At 65.0% G+C, this 16,231-nt stretch carries 16 protein-coding genes; 4 read left to right on the top strand and 12 right to left on the bottom strand.

All coding sequences use genetic code 11. From position 1 onward, the window contains the following. Positions 1-412: 412 nt before the first annotated feature. The 3 genes from Poly30_RS06705 to Poly30_RS06695 are packed head-to-tail and all read right to left on the bottom strand — an operon-like array spanning position 413 to position 2,245. Complete coding sequence (locus Poly30_RS06705) at positions 413-1,255, bottom strand: IS3 family transposase (protein WP_145195550.1); 843 nt, start codon at positions 1,253-1,255, stop codon at positions 413-415. Further along, complete coding sequence (locus Poly30_RS06700; protein ID WP_145195548.1) at positions 1,255-1,560, bottom strand: transposase; 306 nt, start codon at positions 1,558-1,560, stop codon at positions 1,255-1,257. Before Poly30_RS06700 ends, Poly30_RS06705 begins: the two co-directional genes overlap by 1 nt. 31 nt (positions 1,561-1,591) lie before the next feature. Beyond that, positions 1,592-2,245, bottom strand: a complete 654-nt coding sequence (locus Poly30_RS06695) for a transposase (RefSeq protein WP_419191050.1) — start codon at positions 2,243-2,245, stop codon at positions 1,592-1,594. Between the two features lie 43 nt (positions 2,246-2,288). Between Poly30_RS06695 and Poly30_RS06690 the strand changes: the two genes are divergently transcribed. Further along, a complete protein-coding gene (locus Poly30_RS06690) occupies positions 2,289-2,621 on the top strand; it encodes a hypothetical protein (RefSeq protein WP_145195543.1) in 333 nt (110 codons plus the stop codon). Positions 2,622-2,703: 82 nt separating this feature from the next. On the opposite strand, the gene Poly30_RS06685 is transcribed toward Poly30_RS06690, so the two are convergent. From Poly30_RS06685 to Poly30_RS06670, 4 genes are all read right to left on the bottom strand, one after another. Then, positions 2,704-3,210 (bottom strand): toxin-antitoxin system YwqK family antitoxin, encoded by a 507-nt coding sequence (locus tag Poly30_RS06685; protein ID WP_419191049.1) that lies wholly within the window; start codon positions 3,208-3,210, stop codon positions 2,704-2,706. A gap of 479 nt (positions 3,211-3,689) precedes the next feature. Continuing rightward, positions 3,690-5,273 (bottom strand): transposase, encoded by a 1,584-nt coding sequence (locus tag Poly30_RS06680; RefSeq protein ID WP_145195539.1) that lies wholly within the window; start codon positions 5,271-5,273, stop codon positions 3,690-3,692. 147 nt (positions 5,274-5,420) lie between these two features. Then, complete coding sequence (locus Poly30_RS06675) at positions 5,421-6,920, bottom strand: Kelch repeat-containing protein (protein WP_145195537.1); 1,500 nt, start codon at positions 6,918-6,920, stop codon at positions 5,421-5,423. Between the two features lie 460 nt (positions 6,921-7,380). After that, a complete protein-coding gene (locus Poly30_RS06670) occupies positions 7,381-8,058 on the bottom strand; it encodes a transposase (protein ID WP_419191048.1) in 678 nt (225 codons plus the stop codon). 209 nt (positions 8,059-8,267) lie between these two features. On the opposite strand from Poly30_RS06670, the gene Poly30_RS06665 reads away from it, so the two are divergent. Beyond that, positions 8,268-10,187 carry an Ig-like domain-containing domain gene (locus tag Poly30_RS06665; RefSeq protein ID WP_145195533.1) on the top strand — a complete coding sequence of 640 codons (1,920 nt, stop codon included), beginning with the start codon at positions 8,268-8,270 and terminating at the stop codon, positions 10,185-10,187. Between the two features lie 37 nt (positions 10,188-10,224). Here the strand turns inward: Poly30_RS06665 and Poly30_RS28205 are convergent, their stop codons facing one another. Further along, positions 10,225-10,398 carry a hypothetical protein gene (locus Poly30_RS28205; protein ID WP_419191047.1) on the bottom strand — a complete coding sequence of 58 codons (174 nt, stop codon included), beginning with the start codon at positions 10,396-10,398 and terminating at the stop codon, positions 10,225-10,227. Here Poly30_RS28205 and Poly30_RS06660 point away from each other — a divergent pair. Continuing rightward, on the top strand, positions 10,316-10,540 hold the full coding sequence (locus Poly30_RS06660) for a DUF933 domain-containing protein (RefSeq protein WP_419191402.1): 225 nt from the start codon (positions 10,316-10,318) through the stop codon (positions 10,538-10,540). The genes Poly30_RS28205 and Poly30_RS06660 overlap by 83 nt on opposite strands. Before the next feature lie 40 nt (positions 10,541-10,580). On the opposite strand, the gene Poly30_RS06655 is transcribed toward Poly30_RS06660, so the two are convergent. Continuing rightward, positions 10,581-12,299 carry a right-handed parallel beta-helix repeat-containing protein gene (locus Poly30_RS06655; protein ID WP_145195528.1) on the bottom strand — a complete coding sequence of 573 codons (1,719 nt, stop codon included), beginning with the start codon at positions 12,297-12,299 and terminating at the stop codon, positions 10,581-10,583. 804 nt (positions 12,300-13,103) lie between these two features. Then, positions 13,104-14,435, bottom strand: coding sequence for a transposase (locus Poly30_RS06650; protein WP_419191046.1), 1,332 nt, complete (start codon positions 14,433-14,435; stop codon positions 13,104-13,106). On the opposite strand from Poly30_RS06650, the gene Poly30_RS28200 reads away from it, so the two are divergent. Then, positions 14,434-14,583, top strand: a complete 150-nt coding sequence (locus Poly30_RS28200) for a hypothetical protein (protein WP_419191045.1) — start codon at positions 14,434-14,436, stop codon at positions 14,581-14,583. The two genes, Poly30_RS06650 and Poly30_RS28200, sit on opposite strands and share 2 nt — an antisense overlap. 455 nt (positions 14,584-15,038) lie before the next feature. On the opposite strand, the gene Poly30_RS06645 is transcribed toward Poly30_RS28200, so the two are convergent. Both Poly30_RS06645 and Poly30_RS06640 read right to left on the bottom strand, forming a co-directional pair. Next, a complete protein-coding gene (locus Poly30_RS06645; RefSeq protein WP_145195524.1) occupies positions 15,039-15,467 on the bottom strand; it encodes a hypothetical protein in 429 nt (142 codons plus the stop codon). 30 nt (positions 15,468-15,497) lie between these two features. Next, entirely contained in the window at positions 15,498-16,208 is a 711-nt protein-coding gene (locus tag Poly30_RS06640) for a transposase (protein WP_419191401.1), read from the bottom strand. Positions 16,209-16,231: the final 23 nt, after the last annotated feature.

The following is a 16,231-nucleotide window of genomic DNA, read 5'->3' as shown; positions in this document are numbered from 1 at the left end:
CAATGAACCGGATGATCTCCTCGCCGCCGCTCTCACCCCCTCCAACACCTTCCGCGCTGTCTCCCGATCTGTGATCACGGAGATCATGTGCCGACGCCCGCGGCAGCGCGGACATCTCAAAACGTCTTCTCCGAAAACTCTCTTCAGAAGATCCGCCCAGCAAATATACCTCTGACTCTTCGGTGGCTCCCCCAAACCCATCGAGACGTCTTCATCGGCGACGTCGACATCCTTCGGCTCCTTCCGAACCACCGGCCGCGGCACGACCTGATAGAGATGGTCGGGGTAGCGGAGCCAGGGGCCGGCCCTGGTTTAGTTAGGCGAGTGGGGTGACGCTGGTCTTGCTGGGTTGTGGGTCTGTGGGGTGATGTAGGGAGTGTCGGTCGGGGTGGGCGGCGAGTACCGCCACGATCTATGCGGCCGCAGCTGAGGTGCTGCCGGACCAGACTGACCAGGGCGTCTGGTTGTCATGAGACTGGTGCGGCCGCTCGTGGTTGTAGAAGGTGATCCACTCACCGACTCCAGTGCCTAGAGCGACAAGGTCGACGTACTCGTGGAGGTAGATGTCCTCGTACTTGAGACTCCGCCAGAGGCGCTCGACCATCACGTTGTCGATCCAGCGCCGCTTGCCGTCCATGCTGATCTGGACGTCCGCTTTCTTGAGTGGGTCGGTCCAGGCAGCGCTCGTGTACTGACAGCCTTGGTCGGTGTTCATGATCTCTGGCCAAGTCCCGGCCACTTGGCGCGCCTCCTCGAATGCCTCGACGCAGAAGGCCGTGTCCAGGGTGTTCGAGATCCTCCAGCTCAGCACGGCCCGGCTGTACCAATCCATGATCACGACGAGGTACGCGAAGCCCCGCTTCATCGGGATGTACGTGATATCGGAACACCAGACCTGGTTGGGGCGGCAAATGTCTAGATCCCGCAGAAGGTACGGATAGACCTTGTTCTCGAGCGATTTGATGGAAGTGCGTGGCCTCGGGTAGATCGTCCTGAGCCGCATTCGGCGCATCAAGCGACGTGTCCGTCCACGGCCGACCGTGAACCCTCGCCCCACCAACTCATGCACCATTCGTCTGGTGCCGTAGTACGGTCGATTCATGTGGATACGATCGATCTCCGCACAGATCTCAAGATCCTCTGTGGAGAACTTCGACGGATCCGATGAGAGCCGGTTTCGATTGACGTCCAGCAAGCAAGATTGGCGACGCAGACTGAGCTGAGGATGACAGTGATCGATGAGCTGCTTCCTCATCAGTCGATCCCCAGCTCCTTGGACTTTTTTGCGAGCCAGTCTCGCTCGATCACGAGTTGGCCGACCTTCCTCTCGAGCTGCTCGATCCGGATCTCGTCTTCCTTCGCCCCCTGGTCGGAGGCGTTCTTTCGTTCGAAGATCTCGGACATCTTCTCCTGGAGCTCCTTCTTCCACTGCGAGACCTGGACCGGATGGATCTCGTTGGCGGAGGCGATCTCATGGATCGGCTTGATGCCCTTCAGGGCCTCCAGGGCCACGCGGGCCTTGAACTCGGGGCTGTGGGTTCTGCGCTGTCGTTTCGTCATGGGTGGGTGCCAGCGACCCTACCCTCCTAACTTATCCACGTCCTGCGGCTGGCTCCGAATTCTGCGACCACTTCTGATCGCGCAATGGCGAAGCAGGTGCAAGCACCCCCTGATACGTCAGCTGGCGCTCACGCGGATGCGGCACGATCGCCGCCAGCCGCGCGAGGAACTGGTAGGGCGTCATGACGAATCCCTTGGTCCCATCTTTCCATAGCTTGCGTAGCAGCCACGAGACCATCCCATCGGGACGCACCTCGAAGCGCTCGAGACTGATGGCGGGCCTCGTCACATAGCGGCAGAGCTTCTCCAGCTGCGCCCGCTGGCCCTTGCGGATCAGCGTCGCTGCGTGCAACGAGAACCCACCTGCGTTCATCACCAGGGGAGGCGGCACGTACTGACTCCCCCAACCCGACGACTGGAATGCCCTGGAAAGATCAGGGTCGATGAGGCGTTTGAGCGGCTGCCCAGCACCTGGGCCGAAGGGCACCAGCGACTTCACCGAGGCCGCCTTCTGGGCTGGAAAGAACGCATCATCACGCGCGTCGCCAAAGTCGAGAAGCTGCTGCTCATGCTCACTCGAATCCGCGAACTCACACGGTGCCTCGTCGCCTGCGCGCGGCGGAAGGCCGAGCGCAATCGGATCCAGACCATAGCGCTCCAGCACGCGACGGATACGCTTGATCACGTCGCCGTGGACACGTTCGACCTCATCCGACTTAAGGGGGCCCGTGGGCAGGAACAGCGATCTCGACTTCAGCCTCGACGGTCCTCCCAACCTCGAGCACGACACGGTCGCGAACGGCCTGATGCTCGCCGGCTATCGCGTGCAGGCCAACCAGATCCATGGCATCGCAGGCGCGCTCTTGATGACCCGCGCACACGACATGACCGGACTCGCGTTCGGCGCCTTCAACGGCATCAGCGGCAAGCAGACCGGCCTCTCCGTTGGCCTCTTCAACCATGCGGCCGAACTGAATGGAGTACAGATCGGCCTGCTGAACCACGTCGCGGACAATCCCAGGTGGCTTCGCTGGCTGCCGGTCGTGAACGCACGGTTCTGAGCGATCGCCGCGAACTTCATCACGGAGCCAATGCGAACCTGGCGGAGTGGCGGAGTCGAACGCGGTTCGGTATCGCCCTTGGCTACTTCGTCGCGGGCTCTCCGTCGACGTACTCGAGCGTCATCCACTGATCGGCGGCCGAATCCCTGAACTGATAGCTGCCCTGAATCTTTCCAGCCACGTAAGTGCGCTTCTGTAGCTCGTTGCCTCGGGCGTCGCGCACGATCCACTCGCCAGAGCGAGCGCCGAGCAGATACTGGCCCGTGTCCGTCTGTCCCTTGTGCGAGTAGTGCAGCTTCCATTCGCCGTGCGGGAGGTTTCCTACCGTCGGTCCGGTGGCCTCGGCGTTGTCCGGGATCTCGGTCACCCAGTCCGGGCCCAGTGCCTCGAGTACGCTCGCAAGCTCCGCCGCCGTGAGCCCCCCAGCAGAGTCGACGGTCGTTGGCGCCGCCGGGGCCTGGACCACCGGAGCCTCGACGCGGACGGTCGGCGGAGCCGTCGTGATCGGCGCGAGCGCTTCAGGTGGCTCGGCTTCTCGATCGGCCTGTGCCTTCGAGGGGGCATCCAGCTCAACCGTTGGCGTTGCCACGGCTGGCTGCGTCGCGTCATTCGCGGCGGGGAATACTCGACCCGCGAAGAACCCAGCAGCCGCCGCCAGGAGGCCGATCCATACACTTCTCATGACCCAAGGAGAGCAGACTCGCTTCTCTCTGACAAGCCGGGCGGTGGCGTGGCCCGCCCGGTCGCCGAATCCGCGAATCTCATCAGCGGCTTCGCGCGTGAGCCTGTCAGGCATTGCCGAACGGATAGGAACTCCAAGCGGGGTGTCGGCACGCCAGTCAACGTAGCCAGGGGCCCGATTCTTCGCTAATCCCAGCCTCGCGGGCCACGCGGGATCGCCCGAGCGGCCAGCGGCCTCTTCGCTGAGCCGAACTCGCCCGATTTCCCCCCTCTCCGAACGGCACCACCGGTTCGCTTCACCACGACCTGCAGCCAGCACCCTCCCCGAGAATGCTGGCTGATCTCATTTCACCGAGCCCGATGGCCCGCGCGCCGCTCTCCTGCGCACTACTTCCCGAAGTCCAGCCGCCCTTGCCGAAGCGGCATCGGTATTCGGACTTCGGACTCTGCTGGTGGTGAGCGGCTCGGCCCTGGCGATGACGGGTCTCCCCCACCCAATGAACCGGATGATCTCCTCGCCGCCGCTCTCACCCCCTCCAACACCTTCCGCGCTGTCTCCCGATCTGTGATCACGGAGATCATGTGCCGACGCCCGCGGCAGCGCGGACATCTCAAAACGTCTTCTCCGAAAACTCTCTTCAGAAGATCCGCCCAGCAAATATAGCTCTGACTCTTCGGTGGCTCCCCCAAACCCATCGAGACGTCTTCATCGGCGACGTCGACATCCTTCGGCTCCTTCCTAACCACCGGCCGCGGCACGACCTGATCGCGCAATGGCGAAGCAGGTGCAAGCACCCCCTGATACGTCAGCTGGCGCTCACGCGGATGCGGCACGATCGCCGCCAGCCGCGCGAGGAACTGGTAGGGCGTCATGACGAAGCCTTTGGTTCCATCTTTCCATGGCTTGCGTAGCAGCCACGAGACCATCCCATCGGGACGCACCTCGAAGCGCTCGAGGCTGATCGCGGGCCTCGTCACATAGCGGCAGAGCTTCTCCAGCTGCGCCCGCTGGCCCTTGCGGATCAGCGTCGCTGCGTGCAACGAGAACCCACCTGCGTTCATCACCAGCGGAGGCGGCACGTACTGACTCCCCCAACCCGACGACTGGAATGCAAGACCGAGATCAGGGTCGATGAGGCGTTTGAGCGGCTGCCCAGCACCTGGGCCGAAGGGCACCAGCGACTTCACCGAGGCCGCCTTCAGGGCTGGAAAGAACGCATCATCACGCGCGTCGCCAAAATCGAGAAGCTGCTGCTCATCCTCACTCGAATCCGCGAACTCAGCAGGTGCCTCGTCGCCTGCGCGCGGCGGAAGGCCGAGCGCAATCGGATCCAGACCATAGCGCTCCAGCACGCGACGGATACGCTTGATCACGTCGCCGTGGACACGTTCGACCTCATCCGACTTGAGGGGGCCCGTGGGCAGGAACACGGGCGGATCGAAAGGGCCGCGCGTGACGTAGACTCCATCAAAGTAGAGGGAGTGTTGATGTACGTTAAGTCCCAACGAGGATTCAAAACGCTGCGTCGAGTTCACGGCGCCGACGTCGAGCCGGACCCGGACCAGGGAGTCAGGAACGGAAGCTGCGGCTTCCACTGGGTCGCCCTTTGGGTCGCCTTGCACTTCTTGCCGCTGACGATCCAGGATCACTTGTCCGCGGCGCTTGTAGGACGCAGATACCGCGCGAATGTGGGCCCGCGTGACCTCTCGGCAGAGCTCCGCGTTCATCGCCATCGCGAGGCGCAGCGGCCTGGGGACCGTGAGCACCCACTGGCGCACATCGACATCGGGGAAGACCCTGTCGACGAGGTGCGCGGCCGTCTGCGCCATCTGGCGCCCGCCGCAGGAGGAACAGATGGTTCGCCCCTTACAGGAGAACGGCACGATCGTGTTCGTCGCGCAGGAGGGGCAACGGAGGCGGCTGAAGCCGAATGCTGGATCGCCGCATTCGAGGCAATGGCATCCAACCATGGGGGGTCCGACGCGCCTTGCGGGCCCGGCAACGAGTCGCACGGCCAAGCCCCGCGCCCTCCAGGCAAACCAGTACCCACCGCTCGGTAGCCCTGGAGATGACCTACATCCTCCGAGCCGTTCCGGTTCTACGCCCAGGGCGCATCGCTACTGAATCAGCAGCGACACTCCCGGTGTAAAGTTCGTCGTAGCGCCGGGGTTGGCGTCGCGGTACCAGGCCTGGAACGACCAGGTCTGGCCCGGCAGGGCTGCGGTAGGCGACGTCGGGTTCGGGATGGACGCGAGGTCCACCGTTTGGGTGCTCTCCCCGTCGAAGCCCGTGAAGAATGGTGTCATCGCATACCGGCCGACGGTGCCTCCGAGGCAGAGCGTGCCCTGGCTACCGCCTGCGCCCGGTACGACGGTCTGGGTCAATGACGCGAGGAAGTAGCCGGAGCTCCCCTCCGGCAGATCGGATGCGACGAGCCCCACGTGTCCGAGCGCCAGCGTCCCCGGCGTGCCCTCAAGCCGAATCGTCGCCGGGGCACCCGTGGAATTTGGCACCGCAGGTGAGCAGAACAGCGTCCCCACGTTGTCATCGAAGATGTCGACGGCGTCGGATGGGACCAGGCTCCCGCCCTGTTCGGCGAGGCCGCCAGCGAGCAGGACGCGCCCGCGGACCTCCAAGGCCTCAGGAATTGCGCGCGCGGTTCCGAGGGTAGCCGATGTCAAGGATCCGTCGACCAGATCGATGAGATCGACGACGTCCGAGGCGACCAGGCCGAAGGAGCTGGCGAGACCGCCAGCTGCTACGAGCTTGGTCGAGGTGGCTGAGATACGGATACCGCCGCGCGCTTGACTCAGCGTTCCGACGGTCCAGACTCCCTGCGCGATGTCATACTCGAGGAGCTTCATCGACATGGGCAGCATGTTCTGGCCGCCCCCGGCGATCCACAGGCGACCGGGCGTCGATCCCAGGGCGACGATGACGTCGCTCCCGAGCTGCGCCGGCCTCGGGATCAGAATCGAAGAGCCGGTGACCGGGTCGAATGAGACGAGGGGGCTGACGCCGTCATCACCGAGAAACACGGCGCGGTCCCCGGCCGACGCACCTTGAACCCAGGGCAGCGGCATCGGCAGCATTGCTGTGGACCAGGCGCCTGTCGCTGCGTCGAAGATGTCGATGACGTCCGAGGGCGCAGAGCCCAATTCGGTCTCGGCTCCGCCTGCGAAGATGGCGAAGCTCCCGACGGTGACCGCGCTGATGCCGGTTCTTGGATGAGAGAGCTGGGCCGTGGACCAGGTGCCGGTGGAGGCCTCGTAGATGTCCACTGCGTCGGAAGCGTTGCCGCCGGTGAGGGCGCCGCCCGCGAAGATCGCGAGGTCTCCCACGCTCGTGGCCGCGATCGTCATCCGTGGGACCGAGAGAGTCGCCTGGGACCACGTCTGGGTCGATACGCCGTAGAGATCGACGCGATCCGTGGCGACGAAGCTCGCGCCGATGCTCACCTTGCCTCCTGCGAAGAGCGCCACGTCTCCGGCTGAGGCGCCGCCAATGAAGGAGCGAGCCTCCGAGAGCGTCGCAGTGGACCACTGCGCTGAAGCGGTGGGGGAAGTGAGTACGAGCGCGATCGACGTGGCGAGGGAACAGGTGCGAGATGAGGTCATGACAGACAGGTATTCCAAACAGCGTGGCGAGGTGTTGCCTTGGTGGGGTAGGGGGCCACCGGCGCGGACACGCTTCAGGCAGCAGTGGTGGTCACTCTTACGAATTGACCGAGAGCTGAGCGTCATTCGCGCTTCTGGAAGCCGTGGGCGCGCCAACGCACCGGGCTGGCGCTGGCGCACATCATCACCCGCGAGACGGATAGGACTTCCAAGCGGATTTTCGACACCCCGGTCACCATAGCCCGAGGCCCGATTCTTCGCTCACCCCATCCTCGCGGGCCACGCGGGAACGCCCGAGCGGCCATCGGGCTCTTCGCTGAGCCGAACTCGCCCGATTTCCCCCTCTCCGAACGGCACCACCGGTTCGCTTCACCACGACCTTCAGCCAGCACCCTCCCCGAGAATGCTGGCTGATCTCATTTCACCGAGCCCGATGGCCCGCGCGCCGCTCTCCTGCGCACTACTTCCCGAAGTCCAGCCGCCCTTGCCGAAGCGGCATCGGCATTCGGACTTCGGACTCTGCTGGTGGTGAGCGGCTCGGCCCTGGCGATGACGGGTCTCCCCCACCCAATGAACCGGATGATCTCCTCGCCGCCGCTCTCACCCCCTCCAACACCTTCCGCGCTGTCTCCCGATCTGTGATCACGGAGATCATGTGCCGACGCCCGCGGCAGCGCGGACATCTCAAAACGTCTTCTCCGAAGACTCTCTTCAGAAGATCCGCCCAGCAAATATACCTCTGACTCTTCGGTGGCTCCCCCAAACCCATCGAGACGTCTTCATCGGCGACGTCGACATCCTTCGGCTCCTTCCGAACCACCGGCCGCGGCACGACCTGATCGCGCAATGGCGAAGCAGGTGCAAGCACCCCCTGATACGTCAGCTGGTGCTCACGCGGATGCGGCACGATCGCCGCCAGCCGCGCGAGGAACTGGTAGGGCGTCATGACGAATCCCTTGGTCCCATCTTTCCATGGCTTGCGTAGCAGCCACGAGACCATCCCATCGGGACGCACCTCGAAGCGCTCGAGGCTGATCGCGGGCCTCGTCACATAGCGGCAGAGCTTCTCCAGCTGCGCCCGCTGGCCCTTGCGGATCAGCGTCGCCGCGTGCAACGAGAACCCACCTGCGTTCACCACCAGCGGAGGCGGCACGTACTGACTCCCCCAACCCGACGACTGGAATGCCCTGGAAAGATCAGGGTCGATGAGGCGTTAAAGCGGCTGCCCAGCACCTGGGCCGAAGGGCACCAGCGACTTCACCGAGGCCGCTTTGCCAGTGTGACCCGGCGCGGCCCGTGGGATAACCTCGCAACATCCTCCCGCGCCATTCTTCCCGAAGGCTCTCCATGAGAAAGATCCAAACCCCACTGCTGCTCGCGCTGGCACTTGCCTCCCAAGGATGCGGAGGCTCGTCTTCGGACTCCCAGGACCCACCAGGCGGGGCGGGAGAGCTAACGGTCAGCACGGGAGCGCTCGTCGACGGCGCCGCCTGGCAGCTGAACCGGCCCATCGAGATCACGCTGGACAGGCCGGTGAACTTCGCTTCCGTGAACCTGGGCTCGGTGGTTGTCCAGACCGTACAGAACGCGACGCCCGTGAACGGCACCTACTCGCTGGGCGTCGACCCCGTGACAGGCGAGGAGGATGGGAATATGATTCGCTTTCAGCCCCATTGCCCCGCCCACGCAGGCGAGGTCGCGGGCTTCGAGCCAGGCACGGACTACGAGCTCTTGATCCACGGGAGCGACTCGTACTTCCCGCCGCTTCGGGCCCGGGATGGAACTGTGCTGGAGAACACCCTCGAGGTCACGTTCAGGACGCTGGCCGGCTCGGATCCAGCGTTGATCTTCTACGATCCCGTGGCAGGGCCACCGAGCGTCGTGTTCCGCGGTCGCGGTGGCGTGCCGCTCACGGATAGCCATAGCACGCGCTTCGAGCTCGGGAGCTATCAACCGAGCCGGGTCGAGATGCGCGCGGATGGATTGGGCGGGCTCCAGGTAGATTCCGGCTCCATTCCACTCGTTCCCTTCGGTCTGCCGCTCAACCACTACATCGCGCCGACGAACCAGGTCGCTCTCGTGGTGGAGTTCGACCAGCCAGTTTTGCTCAGCCGGGAGAACCTCGAGCTCCTCGAACTCCAATACTTCGACCTGACCTGGAAGACGATCCCTTGCCAGGTAGAGGGGCTCATCGGCTGTGGCTTGCGTGGTTCGGCGGTGCGGCTCCGTCCCCTCGGAACGCTGCCGCCCGGACTCGACCTGCGCCTCTCGATCGGGTCGGGGTTCAGGGATCTCGTGGGCCAGCTCGACTTCTCCGATCGCTTCGAGGCTCTCCCGATCACTGGGACGACGGAACAGAGCCCCATCGGCGCCCGCGTCGACGCGCTGTACGAGTCCTTCGCAGTAGGTGGCTCCGAGCCGGGCTCGATGGAGGACGTGATGTCCGACCTCGGCGCTCCGCGTGGGTACTGGGATCGGGGGTACATCTCGGGAGTCGAAACGCCGGACGGGATCTCGCGGGTTCGGTCCAAGTGGCACCCGGTCGGCCTCGCGGGGGTTCAGGGTGGCTCGACGTCCGTGCGGCCCTCGTTCTCCCTCAGCGGAACTGACGCCGAGGGCGTCGTCCGCGCGGCCGGCGGCGAGGTCATCCTCGATCCGACGATCATCGGCCCCGTGCCGCCAGCCGCCATGCAGGAGTTCGCGGTCGAGCTGGGCCCCATGCAGATCATGGATCCAATGGGTCTACGTTCGGCACAGCCGGCGCTCCTTTTGGGTGACCGGGCGATCCTGCGCCAGAGCCCTACCACAAGCGCCCCGTCGCAGTCCCAGATCTTCGGAGTCGACGCTTCAGGCGTTCACGCGATCCTTTACATGGGCTACGGGTGCTACGCGCCTGGCTTCTCGCTCGACTGCGTACCGTGGGACCTCGCCTCCTCGTTCCCCACGGGCAGTGGCGCCACGGTGGAGATCACGCCGCAGTCCTTCGAGGTGTACACCTGGATCCACCGGGACTCTCACCACCCGGACCACCGCGTCACGATCACGTTCGACGCCGCCCCCCGGCTCCCCAATGGGCAGCCCGACGAGACGATGACCTACTCCGCGACGAACGGCTGGACGGGCGACGTCACGCAGTTCTCAGGGGGCGACTGGGGCTTTATCCGCTTCGAGGTACAGTTCGAGCTGGACGTGTCCGGGGATGGGTACCAGGCGCTCGAGCGCTCTCCGGTGCTGGACTTTCTGAAAGTCCCCATCGACTTCCGATAGCGCCGGATTCGTACCTGGCACCGTACCGGTAAGTCAGTCAAATCGAGAGGAGCTCCTTGAGGTAGCCGAAGGAGACAAGTCCTTGAAGGAGCGCGCCCACCATCGCGATCCGGGGCCCCCCTCGCGCCATCCGCGCGTGGACCGTCCTCGCCGGATCGAGGGCGCCCCGGGCCGCGGGCGCGATCCACACGGACTTCGAGAAGGCGTTCATCCGCGCCGGGGTCTATTCGGTGCCGGACCTCGTCGAGCTCAAATCAGAAGCGGCGATCCGCGCGGCGGGCAAGCTCCGCACCGAGGGCCGCGACTGCGTCATGCGCCCCTGCGACGTGTGCCACTTCTTGGTCGGTAAGTAGCGCGGTACCGCAATGCTGCAGTACCGCGCTACTGCGGGAATTAGCTTCCGAAGGTGACCCTCACCCCGTCGGTGAAGTTCGAGGTCGGGATCCCGAGCACGGCGTCGCGGTGCCAGGCCTGGAAGGACCAGGACTCACCGACCATCGCCGGGACGGAGCCGGTCGGCTGGGGGATCGTCGCGAGGTCGATCATGAGGCTGAAGCCGTCCGTCGTGCCCGTGTTCTGGACCTGACCCGGTCCGACGTAGCGGCCGAGCGCTCCGCTGAGGCAAAGGTTGCCCGCGCTGCCGCCCGGGTTCGCCGTGAAGCCGCGGTCGCGGCTCACCAGGAAGAACCCGAAAGCGTTCGTGGGAAGCTGGCTCGTCACCAGCGTCACGTCGTTGGCGGCGACGCTCGCCGAGCCCACCGCGTCGATGCGGCCGATCAGGCCCGTCGAGTTCAGCGCGACCGGACTGCAGAAGACCGCGCCGACGTTCGTCGAGAACTCGAAGGCGCCCATGTCGATCGGGGCGCCCGCGCCCGTGTTCGCGGTGCCGGGCTCATCGAAGACGCGGCGTGAGCCGTCGAAGTCGCCCGCGAACTCAGCCGCGAGGACGCCGCCGTCGCCAGCGTCCACGGCGGGCGAGGGGAGCGCGAGGCGGAGGTCACCGCCCGCGAGGGTCACGAAGTTCGGGTCCGTCGCGAGGTTACCCACGCCGCTGCCGAAGCCGCCTTCCACGATCGAGTAGTTGATGCTCGCCGCCGGGTTGGCCTGGTTGGCCGCGGTCTGCGCGCCGCCCGGCCCTTCGTTGTCCCAGAGGATGCAGTTCGTGGCGAGGACGTTCGCGCCCTGTTCGCGGATCCCGCCCTGGTTTTGGCTGAGCGAACGGTTGCCGACGATCGTGCAGTTGATGATACGGGTCGTACCGCCGGAGCCGACCCAGAACGCGCCGCCACCGGAGGATCCGAGGGCCGTGTTGCCGATGAAGACGCTGTTGACGACCAGTGCGGAGCTCGTCGAGAAGATCTCCAGCGCGCCCGCGCGCGCCGCCTCATTCCCCTCGAAGTAGCATCCGTCGAAGACGATGGCTCCGCCGTTCGCGATGTCGAACGCGCCGCCGAAGGCGCCGCCCTGGTTGTCGACGAACGAGCAGTTCTCGAAGCGTGGGCCGGATCCGTTCACGTATCCAGCGCCCCCGCCGAAGATGCAGCGGTTGTCGACGAAGCTGCAATTCCGGATCGTCGGGGAGACGCCGCTGATGCATAGGATTCCGCCCCCGCGGTCCGAGCCGTTGCTGCCGCTGTTCGAGTTGCCGCTCCGGATCGTGAAGCCGTCGAGGACGGCGGTTGCGTTCGTGCCGGTGGTGCGAACGACGTGGTACGAGTTCTCGGCGCGGGAGACGGGCGACGACGTGTCGTCACCCGCCAGGTCGCCGGAGAGGATGCTCTCCGCGACGCCGAAGGCCGGGCGCGCATCTGGCGACGACTCGCCGCCGGCGAATCCACCGAGAATGCGGACGTCGTTCTGGAGCCGGAACGAGGTCCCGCGTGAGCCGACGGCGGCGGGCACGTACGTTCCGTCGGCCACGAAGATGTCGTCGCCCGCCGCCGAGACGGCGAGCGCGCCCTGGAGCCCGGACGGGCCCTGGAAAGCGTCGGCCCAGGAGGAGCCGTCGTTCGCTCCAGTCGCGAGGTTGGCGTCCACGTAGATCGTCTGGGCGAAGGATGTCGAGGCGAAGAGAGCGGCTACTGCGGCAGCCGCGGCGAAGCGGGAGGTCATGGAAATTAGACGAAGGATCGTCGAAGCCTGAAAACGGGCGAGGGGGGAGCGTCGGGCGCGCGCAGCGCGCCATGTACGCCTATTAAAGCACCTGGGGCGCGCCAGCAGTTCCCGAGAGCCCAGAGATGGCGCGCGGCGGCCCATGCACGCCTCCTGCACGGCGTCGTCCGCCAGTGCAGGATCGCGCACGGGCCTGTGGGCCAGTCTGGAAAGCCGCTCCATGTCGGAGAGCCATTCCTGATGAGTCATGGGCTCGAGGTCACTGTTCATCCATCCGAATGATCCCGGTGCGGCCAGCGCCGCGAGAAGCATCTTCGAAAAACCAGCCCCAGAAGCGTCGGCCCTTTCCCGTCACGGGAACGGCACCACCCGTTCGCTTCACCATGACCTGCAGCCAGCCCCCTCCCCAGGAGTGCTGGCTGTTCTTGTTTCATCGAGCACGATCGCCCGCACGCTGCTTTGCTGTGCCCTGCTCTCCGAAGTCCAGCCGCCGAAGCCGCGTTCGCGATGCGCGCGGGGCTTCCGCTCGATGCCACCAGACGGATAGGACTTCCAAGCGGGGTTTCGACACCCCGGTCACCGTAGCCCGAGGCCCGATTCTTCGCTCACCCCATCCTCGCGGGCCACGCGGGAACGCCCGAGCGGCCATCGGGCTCTTCGCTGAGCCGAACTCGCCCGATTTCCCCCTCTCCGAACGGCACCACCGGTTCGCTTCACCACGACCTTCAGCCAGCACCCTCCCCGAGAATGCTGGCTGATCTCATTTCACCGAGCCCGATGGCCCGCGCGCCGCTCTCCTGCGCCCTACTTCCCGAAGTCCAGCCGCCCTTGCCGAAGCGGCATCGGTATTCGGACTTCGGACTCTGCTGGTGGTGAGCGGCTCGGCCCTGGCGATGACGGGTCTCCCCCACCCAATAAACCGGATGATCTCCTCGCCGCCGCTCTCACCCCCTCCAGCACCTTCCGCGCTGTCTCCCGATCTGTGATCACGGTGATCATGTGCCGACGCCCGCGGCAGCGCGGACATCTCAAAACGTCTTCTCCGAAAACTCTCTTCAGAAGATCCGCCCAGCAAATATACCTCTGACTCTTCGGTGGCTCCCCCAAACCCATCGAGACGTCTTCATCGGCGACGTCGACATCCTTCGGCTCCTTCCGAACCACCGGCCGCGGCACGACCTGATCACGCAATGGCGAAGCAGGTGCAAGCACCCCCTGATACGTCAGCTGGTGCTCACGCGGATGCGGCACGATCGCCGCCAGCCGCGCGAGGAACTGGTAAGGCGTCATGACGAATCCCTTGGTCCCATCTTTCCATGGCTTGCGTAGCAGCCACGAGACCATCCCATCGGGACGCACCTCGAAGCGCTCGAGACTGATGGCGGGCCTCGTCACATAGCGGCAGAGCTTCTCCAGCTGCGCCCGCTGGCCCTTGCGGATCAGCGTCGCTGCGTGCAAAGAGAACCCGTCGGCGTTCATCACCAGGGGAGGCGGCACGTACTGACTCCCCCAACCCAACGACTGGAATGCCCTGGAAAGATCAGGGTCGATGAGGCGTTTGAGCGGCTGCCCAGCACCTGGGCCGAAGGGCACCAGCGACTTCACCGAGGCCGCCTTCAGGGCTGGAAAGAACGCATCATCAAGCGCGTCGCCAAAGTCGAGAAGCTGCTGCTCATGCTCACTCGAATCCGCGAACTCAGCAGGTGCCTCGTCGCCTGCGCGCGGCGGAAGGCCGAGCGCAATCGGATCCAGACCATAGCGCTCCAGCACGCGACGGATACGCTTGATCACGTCGCCGTGGACACGTTCGACCTCATCCGACTTGAGGGGGCCCGTGGGCAGGAACACGGGCGGATCGAAAGGGCCGCGCGTGACGTAGACTCCATCCAAGTAGAGGGAGTGTTGATGTACGTTAAGTCCCAGCTGCAGGTCGTGGTGACACGAATCGGTGGTGCCGTTCGGAGAGGGGGAAATCGGGCGAGTTCGGCTCACCGAAGAGGCCGCTGGCCGCTCGTGCGCTCCCGCGTGGCCGGTGAGGAAGGGGGTAGCGAAGAATCGGTCCCCAGGATACGGTCGCTCGCGTGCCGACACACCGCTTGGAAGTCCTATCCATCCCGTCGCCCTCCAGCCACGCATGTCCACCTTTTCTCGGCAGCGCAAGTCTCGATTGCGCAGCTTCGAGTCCCGTGCCACTTTCGATGGAGACGTTCGCACGTATCGCGAATGGCGATACATCACCGTTCATCCATTTGCGGACGAGCCGGAGCTGCTGGAGCGGCTTTAGTTAGCTCCAGACCAGTGCAAGCTGGCAGACGTTTGGTGGCACACCGGAGACGACGTTGTGTTGTTGCAGACCTGCGCCGGCGGCACATCCCCTTGCCCGACCACACTTCGCTGGCACGGTGATCCGCCTCGCCTGTCCATAGTGGCCGAGACTCCTTCTCCGTCGACAACGATTGAAGAGCTACATGCACTCATGGACCGCATTTCATCGTGCGGCATTCCCAAGCGATTCCGCGGTCGCCACGTGAAGACCCTGTTTCACACATAGTCCAGCTTTCGACCAGCCTGGATACGGATCGGACGTCCAACCCGCCATGTTCATGAGCTGATTAGGAGGCGCGAGCGAGTTCGGATTTGAGTGTCCGGCACGTCGCGCCGAGAGAGTGGACACGAACGAACCTCCCGATAGCGGAGGCGTAAGTGTCGCGGGTTGTCGGTGGTCAGGAGGTCGGCAGTTCAAACGGCAGCTGGAGGCGGATGGAACGCTTCAAGCCGTCTCCATGCCTGGAGCCAGGACTGGAGCGCGGCGTCCATGATGACGAAGGTTGCTCGTCGCGCAGAGACAACGATCCGCCCGGGGATGGGCAGAAGCTGACGGGTGCGGCGCAGTCCGAGCTCGGGCGGCTCGTCGATGTAGTCGGAGGCTCCGGCGAGCGCGCGGAAGGTGTTCAGGAGATTGAACGCCAGCCCGTGAAGGCAGAGCGCCGCCGCGTTGACGCGCTCCGGATCCACGGGAGTGGCGCGGTACTCGATCTCATGGCACCAGACGCGCTCGTAGCCAGGTGGCCTTCCGGGAGGACGCACAGCGTGGATCTCCTCGCAGCCTCGCAGATCGGAGTTGACGGCCAGGCGAATCGCGAAGGGCACTTCCTTCTCGTCCAGCATCTCAAGGATGGCAGGGCCGATCCGAATCCACTACCCGGCTGCGTCGCCGCGGACGAAGACGTTGTCCGACAGGTCGACTCTGGCGCGATCGATGAGCGGCTCGAGCATTTCCTTTGCCCCGCTGGCCGTGTGAACGTTGCCAGACCGCAGCTTGAGGTCGAGCCAGTGCCCGGTTTCGCCGAGCATCACGCCGAGTGGGTGAAAGCCGCGGGTGCGGTAGTACCCATTGTGCTCCGATCCAGCCTGGTGGCCGTGAACCGGGATAGGGTACGAGTCGATGTCGAGCGTGACTTGGCCCAGCTCCTGACCCTCTGCGGCGTGCACCGCCTTCACGGCGGAATCGAAGAGCGCTGTACGCAGGTGCGGCAGGTTCTCTTCGCTGGAGAGCTGCGCGAAGAGCCGCGACAGAGTCGGCTGGGAAGCGACCGCCGCGTCGTCATCGAGCATCGAGAGCCCTTTCTTGTCGCAGGTGGCGATCTTGAAGACGGCGTCGTCCCCCATGTCGGCAGCAGCGGCGGCTTGGGCCGAGTCGATCGCCATGGCGTACGTCGCCGTACGAAGCATCTGCGTCAGCGAGTGCTGAACCCGCATCGGCGAGCGCTCGTCGACGAGCTTCGACGCGAGGCTCGTCGTCAGCCCGAGCCGCTCGTCCATCTCGCAGAGCAGCACAAGCCCGGCGTGGCAGGTGAGCTTCTCGGATCGTCCTTCAACCTTGAGAGATTCGTTGAAACTGGGGTCGATGGCGGTACTGTTGGAGCCACCTA

This window comes from Saltatorellus ferox (assembly GCA_007751475.1).
Classification (GTDB): Bacteria; Planctomycetota; UBA1135; order UBA1135.
This window is presented reverse-complemented; position numbering and strand designations above follow the sequence as displayed.